At 63.6% G+C, this 24,443-nt stretch carries 22 protein-coding genes; 12 read left to right on the top strand and 10 right to left on the bottom strand.

Annotated elements, in window-relative coordinates; genetic code table 11:
• Nucleotides 1-194 precede the first annotated feature (194 nt).
• Both ABIC09_RS34325 and ABIC09_RS34320 read left to right on the top strand, forming a co-directional pair.
• The gene (locus tag ABIC09_RS34325) at nt 195-1,010 is read left to right on the top strand and encodes an exodeoxyribonuclease III (protein ID WP_354085921.1); all 816 of its coding nucleotides are present in this window, start codon (nt 195-197) and stop codon (nt 1,008-1,010) included.
• Nucleotides 1,011-1,026: 16 nt separating this feature from the next.
• Nucleotides 1,027-2,583, top strand: coding sequence for a hypothetical protein (locus ABIC09_RS34320; RefSeq protein ID WP_354112021.1), 1,557 nt, complete (start codon nt 1,027-1,029; stop codon nt 2,581-2,583).
• 42 nt (nt 2,584-2,625) lie between these two features.
• Here ABIC09_RS34320 and ABIC09_RS34315 read toward each other — a convergent pair whose 3' ends face one another.
• Both ABIC09_RS34315 and ABIC09_RS34310 read right to left on the bottom strand, forming a co-directional pair.
• Entirely contained in the window at nt 2,626-3,069 is a 444-nt protein-coding gene (locus tag ABIC09_RS34315) for a cyclic nucleotide-binding domain-containing protein (RefSeq protein ID WP_148752762.1), read from the bottom strand.
• A 58-nt stretch (nt 3,070-3,127) separates the two neighbouring features.
• The gene (locus ABIC09_RS34310; RefSeq protein WP_007598630.1) at nt 3,128-3,814 is read right to left on the bottom strand and encodes a response regulator transcription factor; all 687 of its coding nucleotides are present in this window, start codon (nt 3,812-3,814) and stop codon (nt 3,128-3,130) included.
• 235 nt (nt 3,815-4,049) lie between these two features.
• Between ABIC09_RS34310 and ABIC09_RS34305 the strand changes: the two genes are divergently transcribed.
• A complete protein-coding gene (locus tag ABIC09_RS34305; RefSeq protein ID WP_354031657.1) occupies nt 4,050-4,586 on the top strand; it encodes a L,D-transpeptidase family protein in 537 nt (178 codons plus the stop codon).
• Between the two features lie 6 nt (nt 4,587-4,592).
• The gene (locus ABIC09_RS34300; protein ID WP_354112020.1) at nt 4,593-5,366 is read left to right on the top strand and encodes a 2-keto-4-pentenoate hydratase; all 774 of its coding nucleotides are present in this window, start codon (nt 4,593-4,595) and stop codon (nt 5,364-5,366) included.
• Between the two features lie 139 nt (nt 5,367-5,505).
• Here the strand turns inward: ABIC09_RS34300 and ABIC09_RS34295 are convergent, their stop codons facing one another.
• Nucleotides 5,506-6,195, bottom strand: a complete 690-nt coding sequence (locus ABIC09_RS34295; protein WP_354112019.1) for a YggS family pyridoxal phosphate-dependent enzyme — start codon at nt 6,193-6,195, stop codon at nt 5,506-5,508.
• Between the two features lie 104 nt (nt 6,196-6,299).
• Between ABIC09_RS34295 and ABIC09_RS34290 the strand changes: the two genes are divergently transcribed.
• The 4 genes from ABIC09_RS34290 (at nt 6,300) to holA (ending at nt 12,502) form a co-directional block, all read left to right on the top strand.
• Complete coding sequence (locus ABIC09_RS34290; RefSeq protein WP_354031214.1) at nt 6,300-7,997, top strand: diguanylate cyclase domain-containing protein; 1,698 nt, start codon at nt 6,300-6,302, stop codon at nt 7,995-7,997.
• A 257-nt stretch (nt 7,998-8,254) separates the two neighbouring features.
• Nucleotides 8,255-10,906, top strand: coding sequence for a leucine--tRNA ligase (gene leuS / locus ABIC09_RS34285; RefSeq protein WP_354112018.1), 2,652 nt, complete (start codon nt 8,255-8,257; stop codon nt 10,904-10,906).
• On the top strand, nt 10,893-11,444 hold the full coding sequence (locus tag ABIC09_RS34280) for a hypothetical protein (RefSeq protein WP_354031216.1): 552 nt from the start codon (nt 10,893-10,895) through the stop codon (nt 11,442-11,444). Before leuS ends, ABIC09_RS34280 begins: the two co-directional genes overlap by 14 nt.
• A 29-nt stretch (nt 11,445-11,473) precedes the next feature.
• Nucleotides 11,474-12,502 (top strand): DNA polymerase III subunit delta, encoded by a 1,029-nt coding sequence (gene holA / locus ABIC09_RS34275; RefSeq protein ID WP_354112017.1) that lies wholly within the window; start codon nt 11,474-11,476, stop codon nt 12,500-12,502.
• 146 nt (nt 12,503-12,648) lie between these two features.
• Here the strand turns inward: holA and ABIC09_RS34270 are convergent, their stop codons facing one another.
• From ABIC09_RS34270 to hemJ, 7 genes are all read right to left on the bottom strand, one after another.
• On the bottom strand, nt 12,649-13,536 hold the full coding sequence (locus ABIC09_RS34270; protein WP_354112016.1) for a ParB/RepB/Spo0J family partition protein: 888 nt from the start codon (nt 13,534-13,536) through the stop codon (nt 12,649-12,651).
• A 146-nt stretch (nt 13,537-13,682) separates the two neighbouring features.
• A complete protein-coding gene (locus ABIC09_RS34265) occupies nt 13,683-14,537 on the bottom strand; it encodes a ParA family protein (protein ID WP_354031219.1) in 855 nt (284 codons plus the stop codon).
• 25 nt (nt 14,538-14,562) lie between these two features.
• The gene (gene rsmG / locus ABIC09_RS34260) at nt 14,563-15,234 is read right to left on the bottom strand and encodes a 16S rRNA (guanine(527)-N(7))-methyltransferase RsmG (protein ID WP_502917730.1); all 672 of its coding nucleotides are present in this window, start codon (nt 15,232-15,234) and stop codon (nt 14,563-14,565) included.
• A 111-nt stretch (nt 15,235-15,345) separates the two neighbouring features.
• A complete protein-coding gene (gene mnmG / locus ABIC09_RS34255; protein ID WP_354112015.1) occupies nt 15,346-17,250 on the bottom strand; it encodes a tRNA uridine-5-carboxymethylaminomethyl(34) synthesis enzyme MnmG in 1,905 nt (634 codons plus the stop codon).
• 276 nt (nt 17,251-17,526) lie between these two features.
• Entirely contained in the window at nt 17,527-18,831 is a 1,305-nt protein-coding gene (gene mnmE / locus ABIC09_RS34250) for a tRNA uridine-5-carboxymethylaminomethyl(34) synthesis GTPase MnmE (RefSeq protein ID WP_354112014.1), read from the bottom strand.
• Nucleotides 18,832-19,158: 327 nt separating this feature from the next.
• Nucleotides 19,159-20,424, bottom strand: a complete 1,266-nt coding sequence (gene rho / locus ABIC09_RS34245) for a transcription termination factor Rho (RefSeq protein WP_027535007.1) — start codon at nt 20,422-20,424, stop codon at nt 19,159-19,161.
• Nucleotides 20,425-20,671: 247 nt separating this feature from the next.
• Nucleotides 20,672-21,106, bottom strand: coding sequence for a protoporphyrinogen oxidase HemJ (gene hemJ / locus ABIC09_RS34240; protein ID WP_354112013.1), 435 nt, complete (start codon nt 21,104-21,106; stop codon nt 20,672-20,674).
• A 459-nt stretch (nt 21,107-21,565) separates the two neighbouring features.
• Between hemJ and ABIC09_RS34235 the strand changes: the two genes are divergently transcribed.
• Genes ABIC09_RS34235 through dnaQ form a run of 4 tightly spaced genes read left to right on the top strand, consistent with a single transcriptional unit; the run spans nt 21,566 to nt 24,435 of the window.
• Complete coding sequence (locus ABIC09_RS34235; protein WP_148752748.1) at nt 21,566-22,405, top strand: pyruvate, water dikinase regulatory protein; 840 nt, start codon at nt 21,566-21,568, stop codon at nt 22,403-22,405.
• 37 nt (nt 22,406-22,442) lie between these two features.
• Nucleotides 22,443-23,051: a Maf family protein gene (locus ABIC09_RS34230; protein WP_354112012.1), complete on the top strand. Its 609-nt coding sequence runs from the start codon at nt 22,443-22,445 to the stop codon at nt 23,049-23,051.
• Between the two features lie 23 nt (nt 23,052-23,074).
• Nucleotides 23,075-23,674, top strand: a complete 600-nt coding sequence (gene coaE / locus ABIC09_RS34225) for a dephospho-CoA kinase (protein WP_148752746.1) — start codon at nt 23,075-23,077, stop codon at nt 23,672-23,674.
• Nucleotides 23,675-23,715: 41 nt separating this feature from the next.
• Nucleotides 23,716-24,435 carry a DNA polymerase III subunit epsilon gene (gene dnaQ, locus ABIC09_RS34220; protein ID WP_354112011.1) on the top strand — a complete coding sequence of 240 codons (720 nt, stop codon included), beginning with the start codon at nt 23,716-23,718 and terminating at the stop codon, nt 24,433-24,435.
• The last annotated feature ends 8 nt before the right edge of the window (nt 24,436-24,443 follow it).

The following is a 24,443-nucleotide window of genomic DNA, read 5'->3' as shown; positions in this document are numbered from 1 at the left end:
GCTCCCGCCGCGGACCAGTCTTATAAGTGCGATTCGTCATGAATAGAATCGTACATCGATCCGGATTCGGGCGAGAACAATTCTTGCCCAGTCTCGAAGCGTGCCCACCATTCGATCCAAACCCAGAAAAGACGGTGGGCACGGCGCTTTGCGCCTTTGCCCACCCTACGAGAGCTTGCTAAGACGCAATTCTCATGCGTCTTTCCCTGACAACCTGGAACATCAATTCGGTGCGGCTGCGCATCGATCTGGTCGCGAAGCTTCTCAAGAGCGAGCGGCCGGACGTGCTGTGCCTCCAGGAGACCAAGTGCATCGACGACGCCTTTCCACTGAAGCGCTTCAAGCGGCTCGGCTACGAGCACGTCGCGCTGAACGGGCAGAAGGGTTATCACGGCGTCGCCATCGTCTCGAAGATTCCGTTTGAGTCCACTGATATCCGCACCTTCTGCGACAAGCTGGATTCGCGTCATATCTCGGTGTCGTTCGGCGAGAAGGCCAACATTGCAAAGCCGCTGGTGCTGCACAATTTCTACGTGCCCGCCGGCGGTGACATTCCCGATCCCGCGCTGAACGAGAAATTCGACCACAAGCTCCGCTTTCTCGACGAGATGAAGGCCTGCGAACCGCTGCATCCGCGCGGAGAGGATCGCCACATCCTGGTCGGCGATCTCAACGTCGCGCCGCACGAGAACGACGTGTGGTCGCACAAGCAGCTCCTGAAGATCGTCTCGCACACGCCGATCGAAACCGAAAAGCTCCAGGCCGCACTGCGCGCCGGCGAATGGGTCGACGTCGCGCGCGACCGCATCCCGCTGTCGGAAAAGGTCTATACGTGGTGGAGCTACCGTTCCGCCGACTGGACCGTCGGCGACCGCGGCCGCAGGCTCGACCACATCTGGGTCTCGCGCGCGCTGAAGGACGCTGTCAGCGATTTCAAAATCCTGCGTGATGCGCGAAGCTGGGAGCGACCGTCTGATCACGTGCCGGTGACGGTGACCCTGGACGTTTAGGCCTTCGGAGACGAGGATGGGCACGCTCGCGCCGTCAGAGCACTCAGAACCACCGGTTCGCGCATGGTGGAATTCGCGTTTCGTCGTGCCGGGATTGATGTTGCTGAGCACGATGCCCTTCTGGTTCGTGCACACGCCGCCGCTGATCGATTTCCTGGCCCATATCGGCCGCTACCATTTGCAGCTGCATCTGGCGGACTCGCCGGCGCTCCAGCAGAACTGGGATTTTCACTGGCAGCTGGTCGGCAATCTCGGCGTTGAATTGCTCATCGCTCCGCTGGCACCGATGCTCGGCGTCGAACGCGCCGCCTGGCTGATTGCGCTGGCGCTTCCGCTCCTCATGATCTCTGCGATCGGGCGTATCAGCCGGGCGCTGCATGGGGAGCTTACGCCTTTTGCCATCGCGGCCGCATGGTTCGCGATGTCCTATCCGTTCCAGCTCGGCTTCGTGAATTATTGGCTTGGCTGCTCGCTCGCGTTTCACGTTTTCGCATCCTGGGTCGAGACGACAGGGAAGAATGGCTCGGTGCTGCGCGCCGCGCTGTTCGCTGCGGCCGCCTCTCTGGTCTGGCTTGCCCACGCTTATGGCTGGGTCGTTCTGGTCGTCCTCGTCGGTGCCTTTGAGCTCTGCCGCGGCTGGACTCGCGCCCCGGCAGCGTGGCCTTCCATGGTGATGGTCATCCTGCGACGCGCCTGGCCCGTCATGATTCCCGCCGTGCTCATGATTGTCTGGCGGCAAGGCAATGGCGCCGCCTTGACGGGTCATTTCTTCGACATCGGCACAAAGATCCTTGGACTGGTATGGACGCTGCGCGACCAGAATGTCTGGCTGGATACGCTGAGCCTGCTGTTGGCGATTGGCCTGCTGTACTTTGGAATCCGCAGCCGCGCCGTCAGGGTGAACCCGCCACTGCTGGTCGGAGCAGCGAGCTTCCTCGTGCTGATCCTGCTGATGCCGGGCGAGATGTTCGGCGCGGTCTATGCCGATGTCCGGCTGTGGCCCATCTTTTTCATGATCGGCCTCACCGCCATCGCGCCCACCGACGGCATGCAGCGCGGCTCCGCCGTCATTGCCGGCACGGCGCTGACGGTTTTTGCGATACGGATCGTCGCCATGGCTGTCGGATTTGCGGCCTATGATTCCGGTTACGCGCAACATTTGCAGGCCCTGAAGGACGTCCCGCGCGGCGCGAGCATCGCGGTCCTGACAAGGCCGCCGACCTGCGAGCAATGGCGCGCACCGCGTGTCGCGCATCTGGGGTCGCTCGCCATCGTCCGGCGGGACGCCTTCGTCAATTCGCAATGGGATGCATCGGGTGGTCAACAGCTGCTGACACCCCTCCGTGCGCGCGGCACCGCGTTCAACGCAGATCCGTCTCAGTACATCGAGGTCGTCCCAGGCGACTGCGACGGCGATCTGAGCACTACGCTTGCGCAAAGGATCGCGCAGATTCCGCGCGATCGCTTCGACTATGTCTGGTTGCTCGACGTCGATGCGTCGCACCTGGCGGTCATGCCGGGACTGCGGCGGCTTTACCAGGACGACCGCAGCGCGCTGTATGAATTCGACTGAGGATGAAATCTGCGGGGCAGGGCCCGGCGAAATCCGCCGCGCTCAAGTGCTCAGCTTCGCACCGGCCATCAAGATATCGCTCGCGATCTGGCTGGAGCGAACCGCGAACTCGTCGCGAAGGCGGAGTGCGGCGGGAGGGTCGCTTTCGAGCACGCGCTGAAACAGGCTGCGCGCGACGCGGATGACGGAGGAATGCTCCAGCGCAACCGCGCCCGAGGGCCGCTTCATCGGCACGACCAGCGCGAGCTCGCCGATCAGCGTGCCGGGACCTGCGATCATCTCGGCGCCGGCGCCGTCATCGACGCGAAAGGCGCCGCGCTGGACCACGAAGCCGGCGTCGGCATCGTCGCCGAGATTGAACAGGATGTCGCCGCGGACGAAGTCACGCTGCTCGGAGCCGATCGCCAGCATGCGCAACGAGGCGTCTCCCAACAGGCGCAGTGTCGGGACCCGCTCGAGCAGCGCTACGTCGTCGTCGATTGACATTCAGATCCGAGGCTCAAGGGCACGCGATCTAAAACGATTCGCACGCCCCCCAAGCGTATCACGGCACCAGCTTGTAGCCACCGGCTTCCGTCACCAGGATCTCCGGATTGGCGGCGTCCTTCTCGATCTTCTGGCGGAGACGGTAGATGTGGGTTTCCAGCGTGTGGGTGGTGACGCCGGAATTGTAGCCCCAGACCTCCTGGAGCAGGGTCTCGCGCGAGACCGGCATCTGGCCGGCCCGGTACAGGAAGCGCAGGATCGCCGTTTCCTTCTCGGTGAGGCGGACCTTGCGCGCATTGGCGGCGGTCAGCATCTTGGAGCCGGGGCGGAAAGAGTAGGGGCCGACCGAGAACACCGCGTCCTCGCTGGCCTCGTGCTGGCGCAGCTGGGCGCGAATGCGGGCCAGCAACACGGCAAAGCGGAACGGCTTGGCCACATAATCGTTCGCGCCGGATTCCAGTCCTAAAATCGTGTCGGAATCGGTATCATGCCCCGTCAGCATGATGATCGGCGCCTTGAAGCCGCCCTTGCGCAGCGAGCGGACCACTTCGCGACCGTCGGTGTCGGGAAGGCCGACATCCATCAGCACGAGATCGGGGGCGTTGGCCTTTGCGGCGCTGGCGCCCTTGGCGCCAGTGTCGACGGCTGAGGCTTCAAATTCTTCGTGTAGCGATAGTTGCTCCACCAACGTGTCGCGCAGATCGGTATCGTCATCCACGATCAGGATCTTGCGGGCATTGGCCATGGGGGATCATCCTTTTGGGGTCGACCGGGCGCGCATGCATGCCGCACCCAACCGTGATGGGAAGTTTAAAGGTTGCCGTTTTTATTGTTGTTCGTGTTGAAGTAGTGGGCTGTTACCGATTCACAAGCCGGAATTACTCTAACCCAGAATAGCAGGGCGGACTGATGAATGTCCTGTAATGAATTCGACACTGCCCGTTCACATGAAAAATAATGCCAGTTCAAGCGCTTATCCTATGAATCGACGCTCCCGGCAGCTCTCGGCGATCCGCGTTAAGCCTGCCGCCGGCAATCCGCGGCGGGGCTGGCTGACAGCCGGACAGCTGACGATTCCGGTGGCGCTGGGCCGCGGCGGCATTCTGGCCAACAAGCGCGAGGGCGACGGTGGCACCCCCAGGGGCCATTTTCGGCCCCGACGGTTGTGGTGGCGGGGCGACCGGCACAGCCGGCCGCAGACTTTTTTACCGGCGCGAACCATCGGCGACACCGACGCCTGGTGCGAAGATCCCGGCGATCGCCACTACAACCAGTGGATCCGGCGCGGGGAGGGCGAGGGCGGCGACCGGCTCAAGCGCGCCGACCAGCTCTATGACTTCATCATCGAAATCGACCACAACACCCGGCCGCGCATCGCCGGCCGCGGCAGCGCAGTGTTTCTGCATCTGGCGCGCGACAATTTCGGCCCGACCGCGGGCTGCGTCTCCATGACCAAGGCGGCGATGCTGCAACTGCTGCGGCTGATAGGACCAAGAACAAAAATCATCATCGGGTGAGGGCACATGCTCGACCAGGATCAGATCGCCGCCGCCTCGCAGGTCCTCGTCCAGCATTGGCGTGACGGCAGCAAGCTTGACGCGCTCGAGACGCGGCTGCGGCCGCAGAGCCGCACTGACGGTTACGCCGTGCAGGCCGCGCTTGGCGGTCGAGTGTTCGGCTGGAAGATCGCCGCGACGAGCGAGGCCGGACAGAAGCACATCAATGTCGCAGGCCCGCTGGCTGGTCGCATCATGCGCGACACTGTGATCGCCGATGGCGGCACCGCATCGATGAAGGGCAACGCGATGCGCGTCGGCGAGCCGGAATTCTGCTTCCGCATGGGACGCGACCTGGCGCCGCGACCGGTGCCTTACAGTATCGACCAGGCGCTTGCCGCCGTCGACACGCTGCATCCCGCGATCGAGATCCCCGATTCGCGCTTCGCCGATTTTGCCAGCGTCGGCGAGGCGCAGCTGATCGCCGACAATGCCTGCGCGCATCTGTTCGTACTGGGTGCCGCGACATCAGCCAATTGGCGCGCGATGGATCTCGTCGAAGAGCGGCCGCAGATCACGTTGCGCGGCGAGCGCTATGTCGGTCACGGCAAGAACGTGCTCGGCGATCCCCGTGTTGCACTGACCTGGCTCGCCAACGAGCTGCGCGGACTCGGCATCACCTTGCGGGCAGGGGAGGTGGTGACGACAGGCACGTGCCATCCGCCACTGCCGATCCAGGCCGGCGATCACTTTGCGGTGGATTTCGGCGTGCTGGGGAAGGTGTCGGTGAGGCTCGCGTAGGTGCGGCGTACTCCGCCGTCGTTGCGAGCGCAGCGAAGCATTCCAGAATCTTTCCGCGGAGGGACTCTGGATTGCTTCGCTGCGCTCGCAATGACGAATGAGAGAGCTCGTGTTGGCTCCCAGCCCTCGCCAACGGCTATCACCGATGCCCGAAGATCGCGCTTCCCACCCGCACATGCGTGGCGCCGAGCATGATCGCGGTCGCATAATCCGCACTCATGCCCATCGACAAATTCTGCAAGCCATTGCGCGCGGCGATCTTGGCGGTCAGCGCGAAATGCGCCGCCGGCGGCTCCTCCACTGGCGGGATGCACATCAGGCCGGAGATCGTCAGCCCGTAGGTGTCGCGACAGCTCGCGAGGAAGGCGTCGGCCTCGCCGGGCGCGACGCCGGCTTTCTGCGGCTCCTCGCCGGTGTTGATCTGGACGAAGAGTTGCGGGTGCTTGTTCTGGGATTCGATTTCTTTGGCTAACGCCTGGCAAATGCTCGGACGGTCGACCGAATGGATGGCATCGAACAGCGCCACCGCCTCTTTCGCCTTGTTGGATTGCAGCGGCCCGATCAGATGCAGCGCGATGTCGGAGTAAACAGACGTTAACGCCGGCCACTTGCCTTTGGCCTCCTGCACGCGATTCTCGCCGAATACGCGCTGTCCGGCGCCGATAACGGGGATAATTGCATCTGCCGCGAAAGTCTTGGACACCGCGATCAGCGTCACGGAGGCACGATCGCGCCGCGCATCCTTGCAGGCGCGTGCAATCTCCGCTTCGACCGCGGCGAGCGCGCTTGGTGAATCGCCGGTTACCGGCGCGGCATTGGCTTCTGTCATGACGTCGATCAACTGCAGGAGTAACGGAGGTAGTTCCAATTTTACCAAGTTCAAGAAAGAGTTTTTGAACCCTTCGCTTTACCTTGCCCGCGGGGGCAGCGAAGATGGCAAACGTTAGTTTCAACCGCAAACGAGCAAAACTCAAGCAGGTCCTCGGCATCAGGGCCCGGCTTGCGTTGCTCGCGGTGATTCTGGTCGCGCCCTTGATGCTCGAGCGCATTCGTTCGCTCGAGGACACCCGCACCAAGCAGATTGCGCAGGCCACGGCCGAGTTCACCACGGTGGCACGGCATAGCGCCGACGCGCAACGCGAAGTGATCTCGTCGGTCGAGACCATCCTGAAATCGGAAGCCTTCATCCGCGCCTCCGCCGGCGGCGTCAGCAAGAGCTGCGACGTGCTGCGCGCGAGCCTGCCGACGAGCCTTCCCTGGATTCGCACGCTCCTGATCGCCGGCCAGGACGGCCGCATCCAGTGCGCGACCAACAATATGTATGTCGGCCTCGATCTCTCCGACCGGCCGTATTTCCAGCTGGCGCAGGAGACCGGCCGCTTCGTCCTGTCCGACTTCATCCTGTCGCGGCCCGTGCAGTCGCCGACCGTCATGGCGGTCTATCCGGTCTCCGCGTTCAGCGGCGTTGCCGATGCCGTCGTGCTCGCAACCGTCAACCTCGACTGGATGTCGAAGGTCATGAACAATCTCGGCGGCCGCGCCGGCATCACGGCGGTGCTGGTCGACAGCGCCGGCACCGTGCTGGCTGCGCCCGCCGACCAGCACAGCGCGGTCGGACGTCCGCTCGACAACATGCCGCTGATGTCGGCAATTGCCGACATGGCCTTGCGCTCCGACCAGGACGAAGGCTCGTTGTCGTTCCTCGCCGCCGATGGCTCACGCCGCGCGGTCAGCTACACCCGCATCGCCGGCACCAATGCCCGCCTGATCGCCAGCATCGACGAGGACAAGGTATCCGCGGCGGTCAGCCGCGACATCCGCACCGCCTATCTCCAGCTCGCCTTCGTCGTCGTGTTCGTGTTGCTCGGCGCGCTGATCGCCGCCGAGAAGCTGGTGATCAAGCCAATCGAGATGCTCGCGGACATGGCCAAGCGTCTCGGCGAGGGCGACCTGTCGGCCCGCGCGGCGCGCAACCGGCTGCCCTCCGAATTCGTGCCGCTGGCGCGCGCCTTCAACGCGATGGCCGCCCAGCTCAGCCAGCGCGAGCGCGAGCTGATCGCGAGCAACGACCGGCTGACGGTGATGGCCTCGATCGACATGCTGTCTGGACTTGCCAACCGCCGCGGTTTCCAGAGCCGGCTCGACTTCGAATGGATGCGCGCGCAGCAATATGGCAGCGAGCTCGCGCTGTTGATGATCGACGTCGATCATTTCAAGCTGTTCAACGACACCTACGGCCATCTCGAAGGCGATTCGTGCCTGACCCGGCTCGGCGAGTCGCTGTCCGGCATCGCGGGCGACACGATGGGCTTTGCGGCGCGCTATGGCGGCGAAGAATTCTGCCTGCTGCTGCCGAACACCGATGTGATGCGCGCGGTCGAGATCGGAGAACAAGTCCGCGCGGCAGTGCTGAAGCTTTGCCTGCCGCACATCACCTCCGCCCACATGGTGGTCACGGTGTCGATCGGCGTTGCGGCGACACGGCCGAACGAGGCCTTGCGTCCGGGCGACCTGATCGAAGCTGCTGACGCTGCGCTCTACGCCGCCAAGCATCGCGGCCGCAACAAGGTCGTCGAGCACGGCATTCTGCGGATAGAGGGCAGCCCCGCTGGAATCGCGATGGCGGGCTAGCGGTTATTGTTTGAGCATGATCTTTTCGGAAAACCGCTGCACACTTTTCCGGATCATGCTCTAGCCCACAGCCTCGGCGCGATCGAGCTCGCTCTCCGCACCCACCCCTTAATCCGATCCCAATCCCCTCATCCGCACTTTTGCGGAACAGCATTGCGGGGCGTGGCGTCCAGCGGCAACCCATTGACCGCCCGAGGACTTCTATGGCCTAGTCCGGCCAATTCAGCCGGCCGAAACCACGAAAACGCAACGATTCCATGACCTCCGAACGCTATAACGCCCGTGACGCCGAACCGCGCTGGCAACGCCAATGGGACGAACAGGCGATCTTCGTCTCGAAGAATGACGATTCGCGGCCGAAATATTATGTGCTGGAGATGTTCCCCTACCCGTCCGGGCGCATCCATATCGGCCATGTCCGCAACTACACGCTTGGCGACGTGCTGGCCCGCTTCATGCGCGCCAAGGGCTTCAACGTGCTGCACCCGATGGGCTGGGACGCCTTCGGCCTGCCGGCCGAGAACGCCGCCATCGAGCGCAAGGTTGCGCCGAAAGCCTGGACCTACGACAACATCGCCGCGATGAAGAAACAGCTCCGCTCGATCGGGCTGTCGCTGGACTGGTCGCGCGAATTCGCGACCTGCGATCCCGGCTACTACAAGCATCAGCAGAAGATGTTCCTGGACATGCTGGCGGCAGGTCTCGCCGAGCGCGAGAAGCGCAAGCTGAACTGGGACCCGGTCGACATGACCGTGCTCGCCAACGAGCAGGTGATCGATGGCCGCGGCTGGCGTTCGGGTGCCGTTGTCGAACAGCGGGAAATGAGCCAGTGGGTCTTCAAGATCACGAAGTACGCGCAGGAATTGCTGTCCGCGCTGGACGGGCTCGACCGCTGGCCCGACAAGGTGCGGCTGATGCAGCGCAACTGGATCGGCCGCTCTGAAGGCCTGCTGATCCGCTTCGCGTTGGATCAAGTGACCACGCCTGCCGGCGAGAGCGAGCTGAAGATCTTCACGACGCGCCCCGACACGCTGTTCGGCGCGAAATTCATGGCGATCTCGTCGGATCATCCGCTGGCGCAGGCGGCAGCCGCGAAGAACCCCGAGCTTGCGCGGTTCATTGCCGACATCAAGAAGATCGGCACCGCGCAGGAGATCATCGACACCGCGGAGAAGCAGGGTTTCGATACCGGCATCCGCGCGGTGCATCCGTTCGATCCGAGCTGGAAGCTGCCGGTCTATGTCGCCAACTTCGTGCTGATGGAATACGGCACCGGCGCGATCTTCGGCTGCCCCGCGCATGACCAGCGCGACCTCGATTTCGTCAACAAGTACAATCTCGGCAACACGCCGGTGGTGTGCCCCGAGGGCCAGGATCCCAAGACATTCGTCATCACCGACACGGCCTATGACGGTGACGGCCGCATGATCAATTCGCGCTTCCTCGATGGCATGACCATCGAGCAGGCGAAGGAGGAAGTTGCAAAACGCCTGGAAAGCGAGCTGCGCGGCAACACGCCGGTCGGTGAGCGTCAGGTCAATTTCCGCCTGCGCGACTGGGGCATTTCGCGCCAGCGCTATTGGGGCTGCCCGATTCCCGTCATCCACTGTCCGACGTGCGACGTGGTGCCGGTCCCGGATGCCGACCTACCGGTGGTGCTGCCGGAGGATGTGAGCTTCGACAAGCCGGGCAACGCGCTCGATCATCACCCGACCTGGAAGCACGTCACCTGCCCGAAATGCGGGGCCAAGGCGTTGCGCGAAACCGACACCATGGACACCTTCGTGGATTCGTCCTGGTATTTTGCGCGCTTCACCGATCCCTGGAACGAGAACGCGCCGACGACGCCTGCGGTCGCCAACCGGATGCTGCCGGTCGACCAGTATATCGGCGGCGTCGAGCACGCGATCCTGCATCTGCTCTACAGCCGCTTCTTCACCCGCGCAATGAAGGCGACCGGGCACATCGCGCTGGACGAGCCGTTCGCCGGCATGTTCACGCAAGGCATGGTGGTGCACGAGACCTACCAGAAGGCCGACGGCACCTGGGTGCAGCCGGCCGAGGTGAAGGTCGAGGTTGGCGGCAACGGACGCCGCGCGACGCTGCTTGCGACCGGCGAGGACATCCAGATCGGCGCGATCGAGAAGATGTCGAAGTCGAAGAAGAATACGGTCGACCCCGACGACATCATCGCGACCTACGGCGCCGATGTCGCCCGCTGGTTCATGCTGTCGGACTCTCCGCCCGACCGCGACGTGATCTGGAGCGACGAGCGCGTCCAGGGCGCCTCGCGCTTCGTGCAGCGCCTGTGGCGGCTGGTGAACGACTCGGTGGAACTCGGCAAGATCGCGCCGGCGACCCGGCCGGCCGCCTTCGGTCCGGACGCGGCCGCCTTGCGCAAGGCCGCCCACGGCGCGCTCGACAAGGTCACGACCGGCGTCGAGCGGCTCCACTTCAACGTCTGCCTCGCCCATATCCGTGAATTCACGAATACGTTCTCGGAGGTGCTGCAGCGCCCCGGCCAGCCAGCCGCTGACCTCACTCCAGATTTGGCTTGGGCAATCCGGGAAGCCAGCCAGATCCTGGTTCAGCTGTTCTCCCCGATGATGCCGCACCTGGCCGAGGAGTGCTGGCAAGTCTTGTTTCAAAATGGTCTGGGCCAGCCCGGGCTGGTTTCCGAGGCCAATTGGCCGCAAATCGAACGCGATTTGCTGGTCGAAGACAGCGTGACCCTGGTGGTTCAGGTCAACGGCAAGAAGCGGGGTGAGGTCACGGTTGCAACAGCGGCCCAGAATCCGGAAATCGAGGCTGCCGCTTTGACCCTCGATGCTGTAAAGCTGGCGCTGGACGGCAAGCCCGTCCGCAAGGTGATCATCGTCCCCAAGAGGATCGTGAATGTTGTCGGCTAGGATCCGTATCGCAGCCCGCTTGCTGGCGGTCGCCGCATTGGCGGCGCTGACGGCTGGCTGTTTCCAGCCGATGTATGCCGAGCATACCGACGGCACCCCCGGCTTGCGCGAGAAGCTGATGGGCGTCGAGCTCCCGCCGATCGACAAGGCGAACGCCTCGCGTGAAGCCCGGGTCGGGGTCGAGGTCCGCAACGCGCTGGCGTTCAAGCTTTACGGCTCGGCCACGGGCATGCCGCCGACCCACCGCCTGGTGATCCGCTTCACCTCCAGCAAGTCGTCCCTGATCGTCGATCCCGCCACCGGCCTGCCGAACAGCGAGAATTACGGCATCGACTGCCAGTACAATCTGATCGAGGTTGTGACCGGCAAGTCGGTGATGACCGGCACGACGTTCTCGCGCGTGTCCTACGACATGCCCGGCTCCTACCAGCGCTTCGCCCGCAACCGTGCGGTGCGTGATGCCGAGGATCGTGCCGCCAACGAGATCGCCGAGAACATCAACACCCGGCTCGCCGCGTTCTTCACCGCAGGCACTTGAGCTTGCTTCCTGGCATGACGATCTAGGTCATGGTCGCACTGCGCGGAAAAGAGATCGATGCCTTCCTCGCCCGCCCCGATGCGGGCCGCCCGATCATCCTGCTCTATGGTCCCGATGCCGGCCTCGTGCGCGAGCGCGCCGATGCGCTGATCGCCTCTGGGGTCGATGATCCCAATGATCCATTCTCGCTGGTCAAGCTCGATGGCGACGAGCTCTCCGCCGAGCCTTCGCGCCTGGTCGACGAGGCCATGACCGTGCCGCTGTTCGGCGGTCGCCGCGCCATTCGCATCCGCGCCGGCTCGCGCAGCTTTGCCAGCGGCGTCGACACGCTGGCTGAGATGCCGGTGAAGGATTGCCGCATCGTGATCGAGGCCGGCGAGCTGCGCCCGGAGTCCCCGCTGCGCAAGGCCTGCGAGAAGGCGAAGACCGCCGTGGCGATCGGCTGCTATCCCGACACCGAGCGCGACCTGGCAAAACTGATGGAGGATGAGCTCCGCATCGCCAATTTGCGCATCGCCAAGGATGCCCGCGCCGCGCTGATGTCGTTCCTCGGCGGCGACCGCCAGGCCTCGCGCAACGAGCTGCGCAAGCTCACGCTCTACGCCCACGGCAAAGGCGAGATCACGCTGGATGACGTGATGTCCGTCGTCGCCGACGCGTCCGAACTGAAGCTCGATCCGATCGTCGACGGTGCCTTCGCCGGCCGGCCCGATATCGTCGAGACCGAATTCGCAAAAGCCATGATCGCCGGCACCTATCCCGGCGTAATCATCTCGGCGGCACAGCGCCAGGCGGCATGGCTGCACAAATCCGCGCTCGCGATTGCCGACGGCACGCCGGCCTCCGCGGTGCTCGACGGCGGATATCCGCGGCTGCATTTTTCACGAAAGCCTGCGGTCGAAACCGCGCTGCGCAATTTCAGCGTGGCAAGGCTCGCCGGCATCATCGAGCAGCTCGCAACCGCCGCGCTCGACACCCGCAAGCAATCGACGCTGGGCGCCGCCATCGCCCAGCGCACGCTGATGGCTATCGCCGCGAACGCGAAGCGACGGGGCTAATTAGGACCGCGCTCTCTCCCGTCATTGCGAGGAGCTCTTGCGACGAAGCAATCCAGAATCCGTCCGCGGAGAGATTCTGGATTGCCTCGCTTCGCTCGCAATGACGAGTGGGGAGAGTTGCGCGTCCTACCAACATTGAAGGTGAATTACAGCGCGCCCTTCGCCAGCCGCTTCATCACCTCGTCGAGCTGATCGAGGTTGCGGTAGTTGATCTGGACCGAGCCGCCGGGATCGCGATGACTGACGGTAACCTTGAGGCCGAGCGCGTCGCTGACGCGCTTCTCCAGATCGATCGTATCAGGATCCTTTTCCTTGCCCGCGGTCGTGCGCGCCTTTTGCGGCTTGCGCTCCGGCACGCCCTCTTCATGCGCGAGCGCCTCGGCCTGGCGAACGTTGAGGCCCTCCGCGACGATACGCTTGGCGGCGGCGAGCGGATCGGGCACGCTGATCAGCGCGCGGGCGTGACCGGCGGTCAGCTCGCCGCTCGCGATGAAGGCCTGCACCTCGGCCGGCAGTTTTGTCAGTCGCATCATGTTGGCGACGTGGCTGCGGCTCTTGCCGACGACTCTTGCGATGTCGTCCTGGCTGCGTTTGAACTCATTGGCGAGTGCGTGATAGCCCTGCGCCTCTTCCATCGGGTTGAGGTCTTCGCGCTGCACGTTCTCGACGATCGCGAACTCCAGCGCATCGCTGTCGCTGATGTCGACCGGCACGATCGGCACTTCATGCAGGCCGGCCATCTGCGAGGCGCGCCAGCGCCGCTCGCCGGCGATGATCTCAAAGCGATCCTGCGCGCCCTTCACGGGGCGCACCACGATCGGCTGGATCACGCCGTGCTGCTTGATCGATTCGGAGAGCTCCTTGAGCTCGGTGTCCGAAAAGGTGCGGCGCGGGTTGCGCGGATTGGCCTTGATGAATTCGATCGGCACCTTGCGCTGCGCGCGCGGCCGGTCGACGTGCTGAGCTTCGCCGCCGACATCGCCGATCAGACTCGCAAGACCTCGGCCCAATCGCGAACGTGCTTCGTCGGCCATCGCCAGCTCCCTTGGATTCACGCTGCAGCACTCCAGAACTGAATTTCGAATCGTAGGGCGGGTTAGCGAAGCGTAACCCACCATTGGTTTGTTCGCGGCGGCAGAATGGTGGGTTACGCCTTCGGCTAACCCACCCTACGGCAACGTCAATGCGTCGTCCGCAGCTCGCGCTCGCGCTGGATCACTTCGGTGGCGAGCCGCAAGTACGCTTCGCTGCCGACGCATTTGAGATCGTAGACCAGCACCGGCTTGCCGTAGGACGGCGCTTCCGAGATGCGCACGTTGCGCGGGATCATGGTCTTGTAGACCTTCTCGCCCATGAACTGGCGGACGTCGGCGACGACCTGGTTCGAGAGGTTGTTGCGCGAGTCGAACATGGTCAGCACGATGCCGTGGATCGACAGGTTCGGGTTGAGCGTCGAGCGCACCTGCTCCACCGTCTGCAGCAATTGCGACAGACCTTCGAGTGCGAAGAATTCGCATTGCAGCGGCACCAGGATCGCATCCGACGCAGCCATCGCGTTGACCGTGAGCAGGTTGAGCGACGGAGGGCAGTCGATCAACACGTAGGTGTAGTCGGCCTCCGGCGAGACGTTGTTGTTGAGCGCGCCGATCGCGTCGCGCAGCTTGAAGGCGCGGCCGGGCGTGGTGCCAAGCTCGAGCTCGAGGCCCGAGAGATCCATGGTCGAGGGCGCGATGTGCAGCCGCGGCACCGCGGTCGAGACCACCGCTTCGCGCAAGCTGGATTCGCCGATCAGCACGTCATAGGTCGAGCACGAGCGGTTGCGGCGATCGATGCCGAGACCGGTCGAGGCGTTACCCTGCGGATCGAGATCGACGATCAAAACGCGCTCGCCGATCGCTGCGAGCGCCGTGCCGAGATTGATCGCTGTGGTTGTTTTTCCCACTCCGCCCTTCTGATTCGCCAGCGCCAGGATGCGCGGGGGACCATGCGGGACCTCGGCGGTCTGGTCTTGCTGCGGCTCGTCAATCACGGTCATCGAAATTTCCCCAACCCCTGAACGTTCACCCGGGCCGTTCGACTGAAGTCAGCTCGACGATCCAACCGTCACCGGTCCGGCTTTGGTAGAGCTGCGGCTGAATATTCCAATATTTAGCGGCGTCGGTCAATTCAGCCTCTACATCTTGACCCTTGAGAAACAGCGCTTTTGCGCCCTGGCGCATCAGCGGCTCCGCAAAGCCGATGAGCTGATGTAGCGGAGCCAGCGCACGGGCGGTGACGCAATCGACGGGGCCGGTGATTCTATCCACATTATCCCCGATCTCAGCGAGATGTACGACCCCCGGAGATGCGGTGACGCGAATGGCTTCACGCAAAAAGGCGGCTTTCTTGGCGATTCGCTCGACGAGGTGGACGCTGGCGCCCGGTGTCCCCGCCATGGCGCAGGCCAGCACGACGCCGGGAAAGCCGCCACCGCTGCCGAGATCGGCCCAGCGTTTAGCTGACGGCGCGAGATCCACGAGCTGTAGCGAGTCGGCGATATGCCGGGTCCAGAGCCGCGGCAGAGTCGAGGGCGCGACCAGATTGGTCTTGGCCTGCCATTCCCGCAGCAGCGCGATGTAGCGATCGAGCCGCACCTCCGTTTCATGTGAAACGGGCGCGAGCTTCAACGCCTCACGCTTGTCGGCGGCGATGATGGCGTCGAGCGCCTGATCGTTGGCGTTGGCCTTGTCGATCTTCGGCTTGGTCGATGCCGGCTCGGATCGACGAGCCGCGCCCTCACCTGCTCCGGGTCGTCGGGTTAGCGGTTTGTCCCCGCCCGGTCCGCGCTGTTTCACGTGAAACGCCTATGCGATTGCCTTGGAAGTTACCTTGGAAGTCACATTGGTACTCTTGCGCGCCTCGCGGCGGAGATAGGCCGCGAGGATGCCGAGCGCCGCTGGCGTCATGCCGTCGATCCGGCCGGCTTGGCCGACCGTGAACGGCCGCGCCTTCTCCAGCTTGGCGCGGACCTCGTTGGAGAGACCCGGAACCTGCTGGTAGTCGACCTCCGACAGCACCATCCCCTCGTCGCGGCGGAAGGCTTCGACGTCGGCGGTCTGGCGCTCCAGATAGACGTCGTACTTGGCGTCAATCTCGAGATGGGTGGCGATGACGGGATCAATGGAGGACAGTTCCGGCCAAATCGTGCGGATCTGGCTCCAGCCGATATCCGGGTAGGCCATCAGCTCGAAGGCCGAGCGGCGCTGGCCATCCCGGTTTAGGGACAGTCCGTGCTTGATCGCCTCGTTCGGGGTGATGGTGAGCGACTTCGACAGCGTCCGCGCCGCGTTCAGGGCATCCATCTTGGCGCGATGATGCCGGGTCCGGGCACTGCCGACACAACCCAGCGCAATGCCCTTCTCGGTCAGGCGCTGATCGGCATTGTCCGCCCGCAGGGTCAGCCGGTATTCGGCCCGCGAGGTGAACATCCGATAGGGCTCGCTGATCCCGCGGGTGACGAGGTCGTCGATCATGACCCCGAGATAGCCATCTGCACGGTCAAACACCGTCAGTGCAGCCCCACTGGCAGACAGTGCCGCGTTGAGACCGGCTACGATGCCCTGCCCGGCGGCCTCTTCGTATCCCGTCGTGCCGTTGATCTGCCCGGCCAGGAAGAGACCACGCAGACGCTTGGTCTGGAGGGTCGGATCGAGTTCGCGGGGATCGACGTGGTCATACTCGATGGCATAGCCCGGTCGGACCATCTTCACCCGCTCCAAACCGGGGATGCTGGCGAGGATCGCGAGCTGGACCTCCTCCGGCAGCGAGGTCGAGATGCCGTTGGGATAGACGGTGGTGTCGTCGAGCCCTTCCGGCTCCAGGAAGATCTGATGGCCATCGCGATCGCCGAAGCGGACGATCTTGTCCTCGATCGAGGGGCAATAGCGCGGACCGGAGCTCTTGATCTGGCCGGAGTACATCGGAGAGCGATGGACATTGGCCCGGATCACCTCGTGGGTGGCGGCCGTCGTCCGGGTGATCCCGCACTGGATCTGTGGGGTCGTGATCCGCTCGGTCATCACCGAGAACGGCTCCGGCGGCTCGTCTCCGGGCTGCATCTCGACCGCGGACCAGTCGATGGTGGAACCATCCAGACGGGGCGGCGTCCCGGTCTTCAAGCGTCCAAGGGTGAAGCCGGCGCGCTCAAAGGAGGCGGAAAGACCCATTGCCGGGGCCTCGCCGACGCGGCCGGCGGGCCAGTTCTTCTCGCCGAGATGGATCAGACCGCGGAGGAATGTGCCGGTGGTGATGACGACAGCCCCCGCCCGGAGCACCCGACCGTCGGCCAGGCGCAGTCCGGTGACCTGGCCATCGACCACGATCAGCTCATCCGCCTCGCCTTCGATGACGGAAAGGCCCTCGGTCTCCCGGATCGCGGCCTGCATCGCGGCCGCATAGAGCTTTCGGTCGGCCTGAGCCCGCGGACCGCGGACCGCCGGACCCTTCCGGCGATTGAGAACGCGGAACTGGATGCCGCCGGCATCGCCGACCCGCCCCATCAGGCCATCGAGTGCATCGACCTCGCGGACCAGATGGCCCTTGCCGAGACCGCCGATGGCGGGATTGCAGGACATCGCGCCCACGGTGGAGAAATGGTGCGTCACCAGAGCCGTCGTCGCGCCCATGCGAGCGGACGCAGCCGCGGCTTCACAGCCGGCGTGGCCACCGCCAATCACGATGACGTCGAAACTCTCTTGCTCTGGTCGCATGTGCGGACTTTTAGCTCAGCGGCAGGAAAGCCGGAAGTAGAAACTGGGCGAGGTGGCTGTTTCACGTGAAACGGGGTCGCGGAGAGAGCCGGCGCGGCTCCGCGAAAACAACCCCATGCACAGTAGGAAGTGCGCTGGGATGGCTATTGTTTCACGTGAAACGCGAGCACCCGGCGGAACTGCGGACGGCGCGCGAGCCAAGAGGAGTGTGTTTCACGTGAAACCCTGAAACCCAAGTAACGGAACAAGGGCTAGTTCTACACTAAAGAACTAGAGCTACTTTCCGATACAGAATTTCTGGAAAATGGCGCCAAGGACGTCCTCGACGTCCACCCGGCCGAGCAGCCGGCCCAGGGCATAGGCGGCAGCTCGCAGCTCTTCGGCGGCGAGCTCTTCGCCCTCTTCTACAAGCTCCAGACTCCGGCGCAAGCTGTCTGACGCCCGGGCCAACAGATCTCGTTGCCGGGCCCGGGTCACCAATGCTCCCTCGGTGGTACCGATGAAGTCAGCCGCGAATTTGACGAGGGCCTCGACCAGCTCTGGAATGCCGTCGCCCCGGCTCGCCGAGATCCCGAACTCGCCGGGCGACCCTGCGCCCGCGAGGTCGATCTTGTTGCGCACGATCCAGACCTGGCCGCCGGACGGATCGACGGCGCGCGTTCCCTCCACCAGCCACAGCACGAGGTCGGCGTCTTCGGCCCGCGCCCTCGCCCGGCGCACGCCTTCCTGCTCGACGGGATCATCTGTCTCGCGAATGCCGGCGGTGTCGATGATCGTGACGGGATAGCCATCGAGATCCAGCTGCACCTCGATTACATCACGCGTGGTGCCGGCGTGGGGCGACACGATCGCGACCTCGCGGCGCGCGAGCTGATTCATCAGCGTCGACTTGCCGACGTTCGGCTCGCCTGCGATCGCAACCACCAGGCCGTCGCGCAAGCGTTCAGAATGTCCCTGTGCCGCAAGGACTTTTGTAATTTCATCGTGCAGCGCCTGGATCGCTTTCACGGCCGGCGCCATCAATTCCGCGGGCACGTCGCCCTCGTCGGAAAAATCGATGCCCGCCTCGATCAGCGCCGACGCCTCGATGATGCGCTCGCGCCAGTCGCGTGCGCGGTCGCCGAGCAGGCCTTGCAACTGCCGCAGCGCCTGGCGGCGCTGGCGATCGGTGTCGGCGTGGATGAGATCGTCGAGACCCTCGGCCTCGGTGAGATCGAGCTTGCCGCTCTCGAACGCGCGCCGCGTGAACTCACCGGGCTCGGCGGCGCGCGTATTCGGAATTTTGGAAATAGCAGCAAGGAGCGCGGCCAGCACCGCGCGGCCGCCGTGGACGTGGAATTCGGCGACGTCCTCGCCGGTCGCAGTCCCCGGCCCCGGAAACCAGAGCACGACCGCATCGTCGATCGGTTGGTCCGCGCCGTCCCGAAGCAGCCGGCGACTGGCCTGTCTCGGCGCCGGCAACTTGCCTGCGAGCGTCGTCAGCACCAGGCCGGCCTGCGGGCCTGAGACGCGCACCATGGCGATTGCGCTCGGCGGACGGCCGGACGACAGCGCAAAGATGGTCTGGTCTCGCGGGTGCATGGCCTATTTGTCCGGCTCGACGGAAAAAGGCAAACGGCCCGTTCTCGGGCGACCGCAACCCGTGTTGCTGCATCCCAACCCGCAGCAACGACCATATTGCACCGCAACATAACCGCAGCGCTTTGCTGCTGCAAAAAAAGCCTTCGCGCACCAGGTCGGCTAAGGAGAAGTCAAGTATTATTCAGATATATCAATAGGCTAAGACAGACTTGGCTCCGACGCCGATCCCACCGTAATGCTGCGCAATCGCTGCAGCAAAGCCGCACAAAAAAGGGCGCCCGAAGGCGCCCTTAAAGCTCTTGATGCACCCTGGCTCAGGTGTTCATCTCAGGTGTTCATGGAATCGAAGAACTCCGAATTGCTCTTTGTCGAGCGCAGCTTGTCGAGCAGGAAGTCGATCGCGTCCATGGTGCCCATCGGGTTCAGGATGCGGCGGAGCACGTACATCTTCTTCAACACCTGATTGTCTGTGATGAGCTCCTCCTTGCGGGTGCCGGAGCGCGAGATGTCGATGGCCGGGAAAGTGCGCTTGTCCGAGACCTTGCGGTCGAGGATCAGTTCCGAGTTACCGGTGCCCTTGAACTCTTCGAAGATGACCTCGTCCATGCGGCTGCCGGTATCGACCAGCGCGGTCGCGATGATGGTCAGCGAGCCGCCCTCCTCGATGTTGCGGGCGGCACCGAAGAAGCGCTTCGGGCGCTGCAGCGCGTTGGCGTCGACACCGCCGGTCAGCACCTTGCCGGATGACGGCACCACGGTGTTGTAGGCGCGGCCCAGACGCGTGATCGAATCGAGCAGAATGACGACGTCGCGGCCGTGCTCGACCAGACGTTTTGCTTTTTCGATCACCATCTCGGCGACCTGGACGTGACGCACGGCCGGCTCGTCGAAGGTCGACGACACGACCTCGCCCTTCACCGAGCGCTGCATGTCCGTGACTTCTTCCGGACGCTCGTCGATCAGCAGCACGATCAGATAGCATTCGGGATGGTTGTGCGTGATCGAATGCGCGATATTCTGCATCAGCACGGTTTTACCCGTGCGCGGCGGCGCGACGATCAAAGCGCGCTGGCCCTTGCCGATCGGGGCGACGATGTCGATCACCCTTGCAGACAAGTCTTTTCGCGTCGGATCGTCGATTTCCATGCGGAAACGCTGATTCGGAAACAGCGGCGTGAGGTTGTCGAAATTGACCTTGTGCTTGGCCTTTTCCGGGTCCTCGAAATTGAGTGTGTTGACCTTCAGCAGCGCAAAATAACGCTCGCCCTCTTTCGGGCTGCGAATGTGGCCTTCGATGGTGTCGCCGGTGCGCAGGCCGAAACGGCGGATCTGCGAGGGCGAGACGTAGATGTCGTCCGGGCCCGGCAGGTAGTTGGCATCGGGCGAGCGGAGGAAGCCGAAGCCGTCGGAGAGCACCTCGACGACGCCCTCGCCGACGATGTCGGTCTCGGCCAGCGCAAGCTGCTTGAGGATGGCGAACAGCAGCTCCTGCTTGCGCATGGTGCTGGCATTCTCGACCCCGTTCTCTTCCGCGAACGAGACAAGCTCGGCCGGCGTCTTCGACTTGAGGTCCTGAAGTTTAATTTCCCGCATTGGGGTGGTCCTGTGGGGTAACCTTGGGAGGGGGTGCGAGGAGGCTCTGAAATGCGGACGCGAGAAGGTAAGGTCCGCAGGTCTGGCAAGGAGAGCGCCGGTGGGGGCTTCAAACCTGATGCGGTGTCCGGCCTCTGGAAAGCTCGGACCAACCACATCCGCCTGCGTTGGGTGGGATATCGCTAATATAGAAAATCGCTTGTCACTCCGCAAGCCGAAGCGCTGAGCGATCATTCACGATTCCTGCCTAGAACGGCTTCACGATCACCATGATGACGATCATGATCATCAGGACGGTCGGCACCTCATTGATAATCCGGAAGAATTTCTGGCTGTGCGGGCGCTTGTCGGCGGCGAATTGCTTGAGCCAGCGGGAAAAAAAGCCGTGGGCGGCGGACATCGCCAGCACCAGTGCCAGTTTTACGTGCAGCCAGCCGAAAGTGAACCAATGGCCGGCCCAGGCGAGGTAGAGCCCGGCGAGCCAGGTGACGATCATGGCGGGGTTGATGATCGCCTTGAGCAGACGGCGTTCCATGACCTTGAACGTTTCCGACTGCTTCGAGCCGATCTCGGCCTCACAGTGATAGACGAACAGCCGCGGCAGATAGAGCATGCCGGCCATCCATGAGATGACCGCGATCACGTGCAGCGCCTTGATCCAGAGGTAGACGTCTTCAAACATGTCCGGCGTCCGCCTTTGCGCCCAGCCGTCCGGCGGTCTGGGGATAGTAAGAACTCGTTAAGGTCTCACCTGCACACATATCTCTCTGGAGCGCCCTTCTCCAATAAAGAATCTTAGATTCTTAAGGTTTGAGTCTGAGTGACGGTGGATTGGACTCACACAATGCCGTCCGCCACTTCGCAGACGCTTGTTCACATCCATCAACATGTCCAATGCGGTTCCTGCCTGACCCGATAAGTCACCCGGGCTCAAAGGCTTGCGCGTTTTGATCCGCAGTTTATCAAGGGACTTGTCCGCGCAATCCCGTTTCCCTCTCGGAAGGCTCCCAAACTTGTTCCGATGGGCAGTGGTGTGAAGAAAATTGGCACTTGTCCCGCCCCTGGTGTCGCGCAACCCTTTCCGAGCGGTTAAGGTCCACAGAAATCCACAAACCACACCGCCTTCATACAAAGAGTTTTTGTGCCGACCTCGAACAATTATTTCCATCTGCACCTCGTCTCGGACTCCACCGGTGAGACCCTGATCACGGTCGCTCGCGCCGTTGCCGCGCAGTACGCAAACGTCACGCCGGTCGAGCATGTCTATCCGCTGGTGCGCAGCCAGAAGCAGCTCGATCGCGTGCTCGACGAGATCGAGGAAGCGCCTGGCATCGTGCTGTTCACGCTGCTGGAGAAAGACCTGGTCTCCCGGCTCGAGGACAAGTGCAAAAACATCAACGTTCCGAGCCTCTCGATCATCGGCCCGGTCATGCAGTTGTTCGAAGCCTATCTCGGAGCAGCGACCACGGGTCGCGTCGGCGCGCAGCACGTGCTCAATGCCGAATATTTCAAGCGCATCGACGCGCTGAACTACACGATGATCCACGATGACGGCCAGCACGTCGACGGGCTCGAGGAGGCCGACGTCGTCCTGGTCGGTGTGTCCCGCACCTCGAAAACGCCGACGTCGATCTACCTCGCCAACCGCGGCATCCGCACCGCCAACGTGCCGCTGGTTCCGGGCATTCCCGTACCGGCGCAACTGGAGACGCTGACCCGGCCGCTGGTGGTAAGCCTGCACGCGACGCCGGAACGTCTGATCCAGATCCGTCAGAACCGCCTGCTCTCGATGGGAGCCGAATCCGGCAGCGACACCTATACCGACAGGCAGTCGGTCACCGAGGAGGTCGCGTTTGCGCGCAAGCTGAGCGCCAAGCATGACTGGCCGCTGCTGGACGTCACGCGGCGCTCGATCGAGGAAACCGCGGCGGCGATCATGAAGCTCTATAGCGATCGCCAGCGCAACCGGCCATCTGAATAGTCTGCCATCTGAATAGCCTTGGGAATAGTTCTCGAAAATGGGTCTGTGGCGCGGCAAAACTCCGTTGATCCTGGCCTCGCAGAGCGGCGCACGAAAGATGCTGCTGGCGAACGCCGGGCTCGAATTCGAGACCGTTTCCGCTGACATCGACGAGCGCGGCATTCAGGCTGCGTCAAAACTTTCAAACCCGCGCGAAATCGGCCTGCTGCTCGCGTGCGAGAAGGCCAAGGCGGTTTCGGCCCATCGTCCCGGAAGTTATGTGATCGGCGCCGATCAGACGCTCGCCCTCGGCGACCGTCTCTTCAACAAGCCTGCCGGTCGCATTCAGGCGCTGGCACAATTGCGCGATCTCGCCGGCCATAGCCACGAGCTGAATTCGGCCGTCGCGGTGGCCCGTGACGGCAGGATTGTCTTCGAGGATGTGTCGGTCGCCCGCATGACCATGCGGCAGATGTCCGAGGGCGAACTTTCGGCCTATCTCGACGCCGCCGGCGATGCCGTCACCACGAGCGTCGGCGCCTATCAGCTCGAAGGCCTCGGCATCCATCTGTTCGAGCGCATCGAGGGCAACCATTTCACCATTCTCGGCCTGCCGTTGCTGCCGCTGCTTGCGTTCCTGCGGCGTGAGCGGCTCATTGCGGTGTAACTGACAGGGATGGCTTTGCGCTGATGCGGATTCTCGGACTGACCGGCTCGATCGGTATGGGCAAATCCACCACCGCAAAATTGTTCGCGGAGGCTGGCGTGCCCGTCTACGACGCCGATGCCGCCGTTCATCAGCTGTATGAGGGCGAGGCCGCGCCTGCGATCGAGGCCGCCTTCCCCGGCACCACCGCGAACGGCAAGGTCGATCGTCCCAAACTGTCGGCGCGCGTTGTGCACGATCCGGCCGCGATCAAGCAGCTCGAGCAGATCGTCCATCCCATGCTCGGCGCCTCCCGGCAAAAATTCTTTGCCGATGCGGAAGCCGCCAAGGCGCCGGTTGTGGTTCTCGATATACCGCTGCTGTACGAGACCGGCGGCGAGAAGCGCGTCGACGCCGTCGTCGTGGTCTCGACCTCGCCGGAACTGCAGCGCGAGCGTGTGCTGGCGCGGGGAACCATGGATGAGACCAAGCTCGACGCCATCATCGCCAAGCAGATGCCGGACGCTGAAAAACGCAAGCGGGCCGATTTCGTCGTGGATACCTCACACGGACTGGAGCCGGTGCGCGCGCAAATCACGCACATCCTGGCCGAGGTCGTTAAGATGCCGCAGCGGCGAGCCTGATTCGCCGACTTACAAGGCTTCTTGCACGGCACCTCAAAATCATGCGTGAAATCGTTCTCGATACCGAAACCACCGGCCTCGATCCGCTCCGCGGCGATCGGCTGGTCGAAATCGGCTGCGTCGAGATATTTAACCGCATGCCGACGGGACAGACGTTTCACGTCTATATCAATCCCGAAAGGGACATGCCGGCGGAAGCCTTTGCCGTACACGGATTGTCGGCCGAGTTCCTGTCGACCAAGCAGCTGTTCCACGAGGTCGTCGACGATTTCCTGGCGTTCATCGGCGATGCGCCGCTGGTGATCCACAACGCCTCGTTCGACATCAGCTTCATCAATGCCGAGCTCGACCGGATCAAGCGCGCCGCGATCCCGCGCGAGCGGCTGGTCGATACGCTGCTGCTGGCGCGGCGCAAGCATCCCGGTGTGTCGAACCGGCTCGACGATCTCTGCTCGCGCTACGCGATCGACAATTCACACCGCACCAAGCACGGCGCGCTGCTCGATTCCGAACTGCTCGCAGAAGTCTATGTCGATCTGGTCGGGGCGCGGCAGTCGCAGCTGCTGCTGGCGTCGGACTCCCAGGACATTCGCGTCAATGCCGCCGGCGATGCGCCGCGGCGGCAGCGGTTGGTGCCGCTCGCGCCGCGGGTTTCAGACGCCGAGCGCGAAGCCCATCGGGCTTTCATCGCAACGCTCGGCGACAAGGCGATCTGGAACGAGTTCTTGCCCGCTCCAGCTGCCGTCAATCCGGCTGGTTAGGCCTATTA

The sequence above is a fragment of the Bradyrhizobium sp. S3.12.5 genome, assembly GCF_040548225.1.
GTDB lineage: Bacteria > Pseudomonadota > Alphaproteobacteria > Rhizobiales > Xanthobacteraceae > Bradyrhizobium > Bradyrhizobium cytisi.
The sequence above is the reverse complement of the archived record's forward strand: the minus strand, read 5'-3'. Positions and strand labels throughout refer to the sequence as shown.

Coding starts and splice junctions, on each gene's coding strand:
- hemJ (WP_354112013.1), bottom strand. CDS start 21,106: ATGTTTGAAGACGTCTACCTCTGGATCAAGGCGCTGCACGTGATCGCG.
- leuS (WP_354112018.1), top strand. CDS start 8,255: ATGACCTCCGAACGCTATAACGCCCGTGACGCCGAACCGCGCTGGCAA.
- ABIC09_RS34265 (WP_354031219.1), bottom strand. CDS start 14,537: ATGACCGTGATTGACGAGCCGCAGCAAGACCAGACCGCCGAGGTCCCG.
- ABIC09_RS34270 (WP_354112016.1), bottom strand. CDS start 13,536: ATGGCCGACGAAGCACGTTCGCGATTGGGCCGAGGTCTTGCGAGTCTG.
- mnmG (WP_354112015.1), bottom strand. CDS start 17,250: ATGCGACCAGAGCAAGAGAGTTTCGACGTCATCGTGATTGGCGGTGGC.
- ABIC09_RS34310 (WP_007598630.1), bottom strand. CDS start 3,814: ATGGCCAATGCCCGCAAGATCCTGATCGTGGATGACGATACCGATCTG.
- mnmE (WP_354112014.1), bottom strand. CDS start 18,831: ATGCACCCGCGAGACCAGACCATCTTTGCGCTGTCGTCCGGCCGTCCG.
- dnaQ (WP_354112011.1), top strand. CDS start 23,716: ATGCGTGAAATCGTTCTCGATACCGAAACCACCGGCCTCGATCCGCTC.
- ABIC09_RS34315 (WP_148752762.1), bottom strand. CDS start 3,069: ATGTCAATCGACGACGACGTAGCGCTGCTCGAGCGGGTCCCGACACTG.
- holA (WP_354112017.1), top strand. CDS start 11,474: ATGGTCGCACTGCGCGGAAAAGAGATCGATGCCTTCCTCGCCCGCCCC.
- coaE (WP_148752746.1), top strand. CDS start 23,075: ATGCGGATTCTCGGACTGACCGGCTCGATCGGTATGGGCAAATCCACC.
- ABIC09_RS34230 (WP_354112012.1), top strand. CDS start 22,443: ATGGGTCTGTGGCGCGGCAAAACTCCGTTGATCCTGGCCTCGCAGAGC.
- ABIC09_RS34305 (WP_354031657.1), top strand. CDS start 4,050: ATGAATCGACGCTCCCGGCAGCTCTCGGCGATCCGCGTTAAGCCTGCC.
- ABIC09_RS34300 (WP_354112020.1), top strand. CDS start 4,593: ATGCTCGACCAGGATCAGATCGCCGCCGCCTCGCAGGTCCTCGTCCAG.
- ABIC09_RS34320 (WP_354112021.1), top strand. CDS start 1,027: ATGGGCACGCTCGCGCCGTCAGAGCACTCAGAACCACCGGTTCGCGCA.
- ABIC09_RS34325 (WP_354085921.1), top strand. CDS start 195: ATGCGTCTTTCCCTGACAACCTGGAACATCAATTCGGTGCGGCTGCGC.
- ABIC09_RS34295 (WP_354112019.1), bottom strand. CDS start 6,195: ATGACAGAAGCCAATGCCGCGCCGGTAACCGGCGATTCACCAAGCGCG.
- ABIC09_RS34290 (WP_354031214.1), top strand. CDS start 6,300: ATGGCAAACGTTAGTTTCAACCGCAAACGAGCAAAACTCAAGCAGGTC.
- rho (WP_027535007.1), bottom strand. CDS start 20,424: ATGCGGGAAATTAAACTTCAGGACCTCAAGTCGAAGACGCCGGCCGAG.
- ABIC09_RS34280 (WP_354031216.1), top strand. CDS start 10,893: ATGTTGTCGGCTAGGATCCGTATCGCAGCCCGCTTGCTGGCGGTCGCC.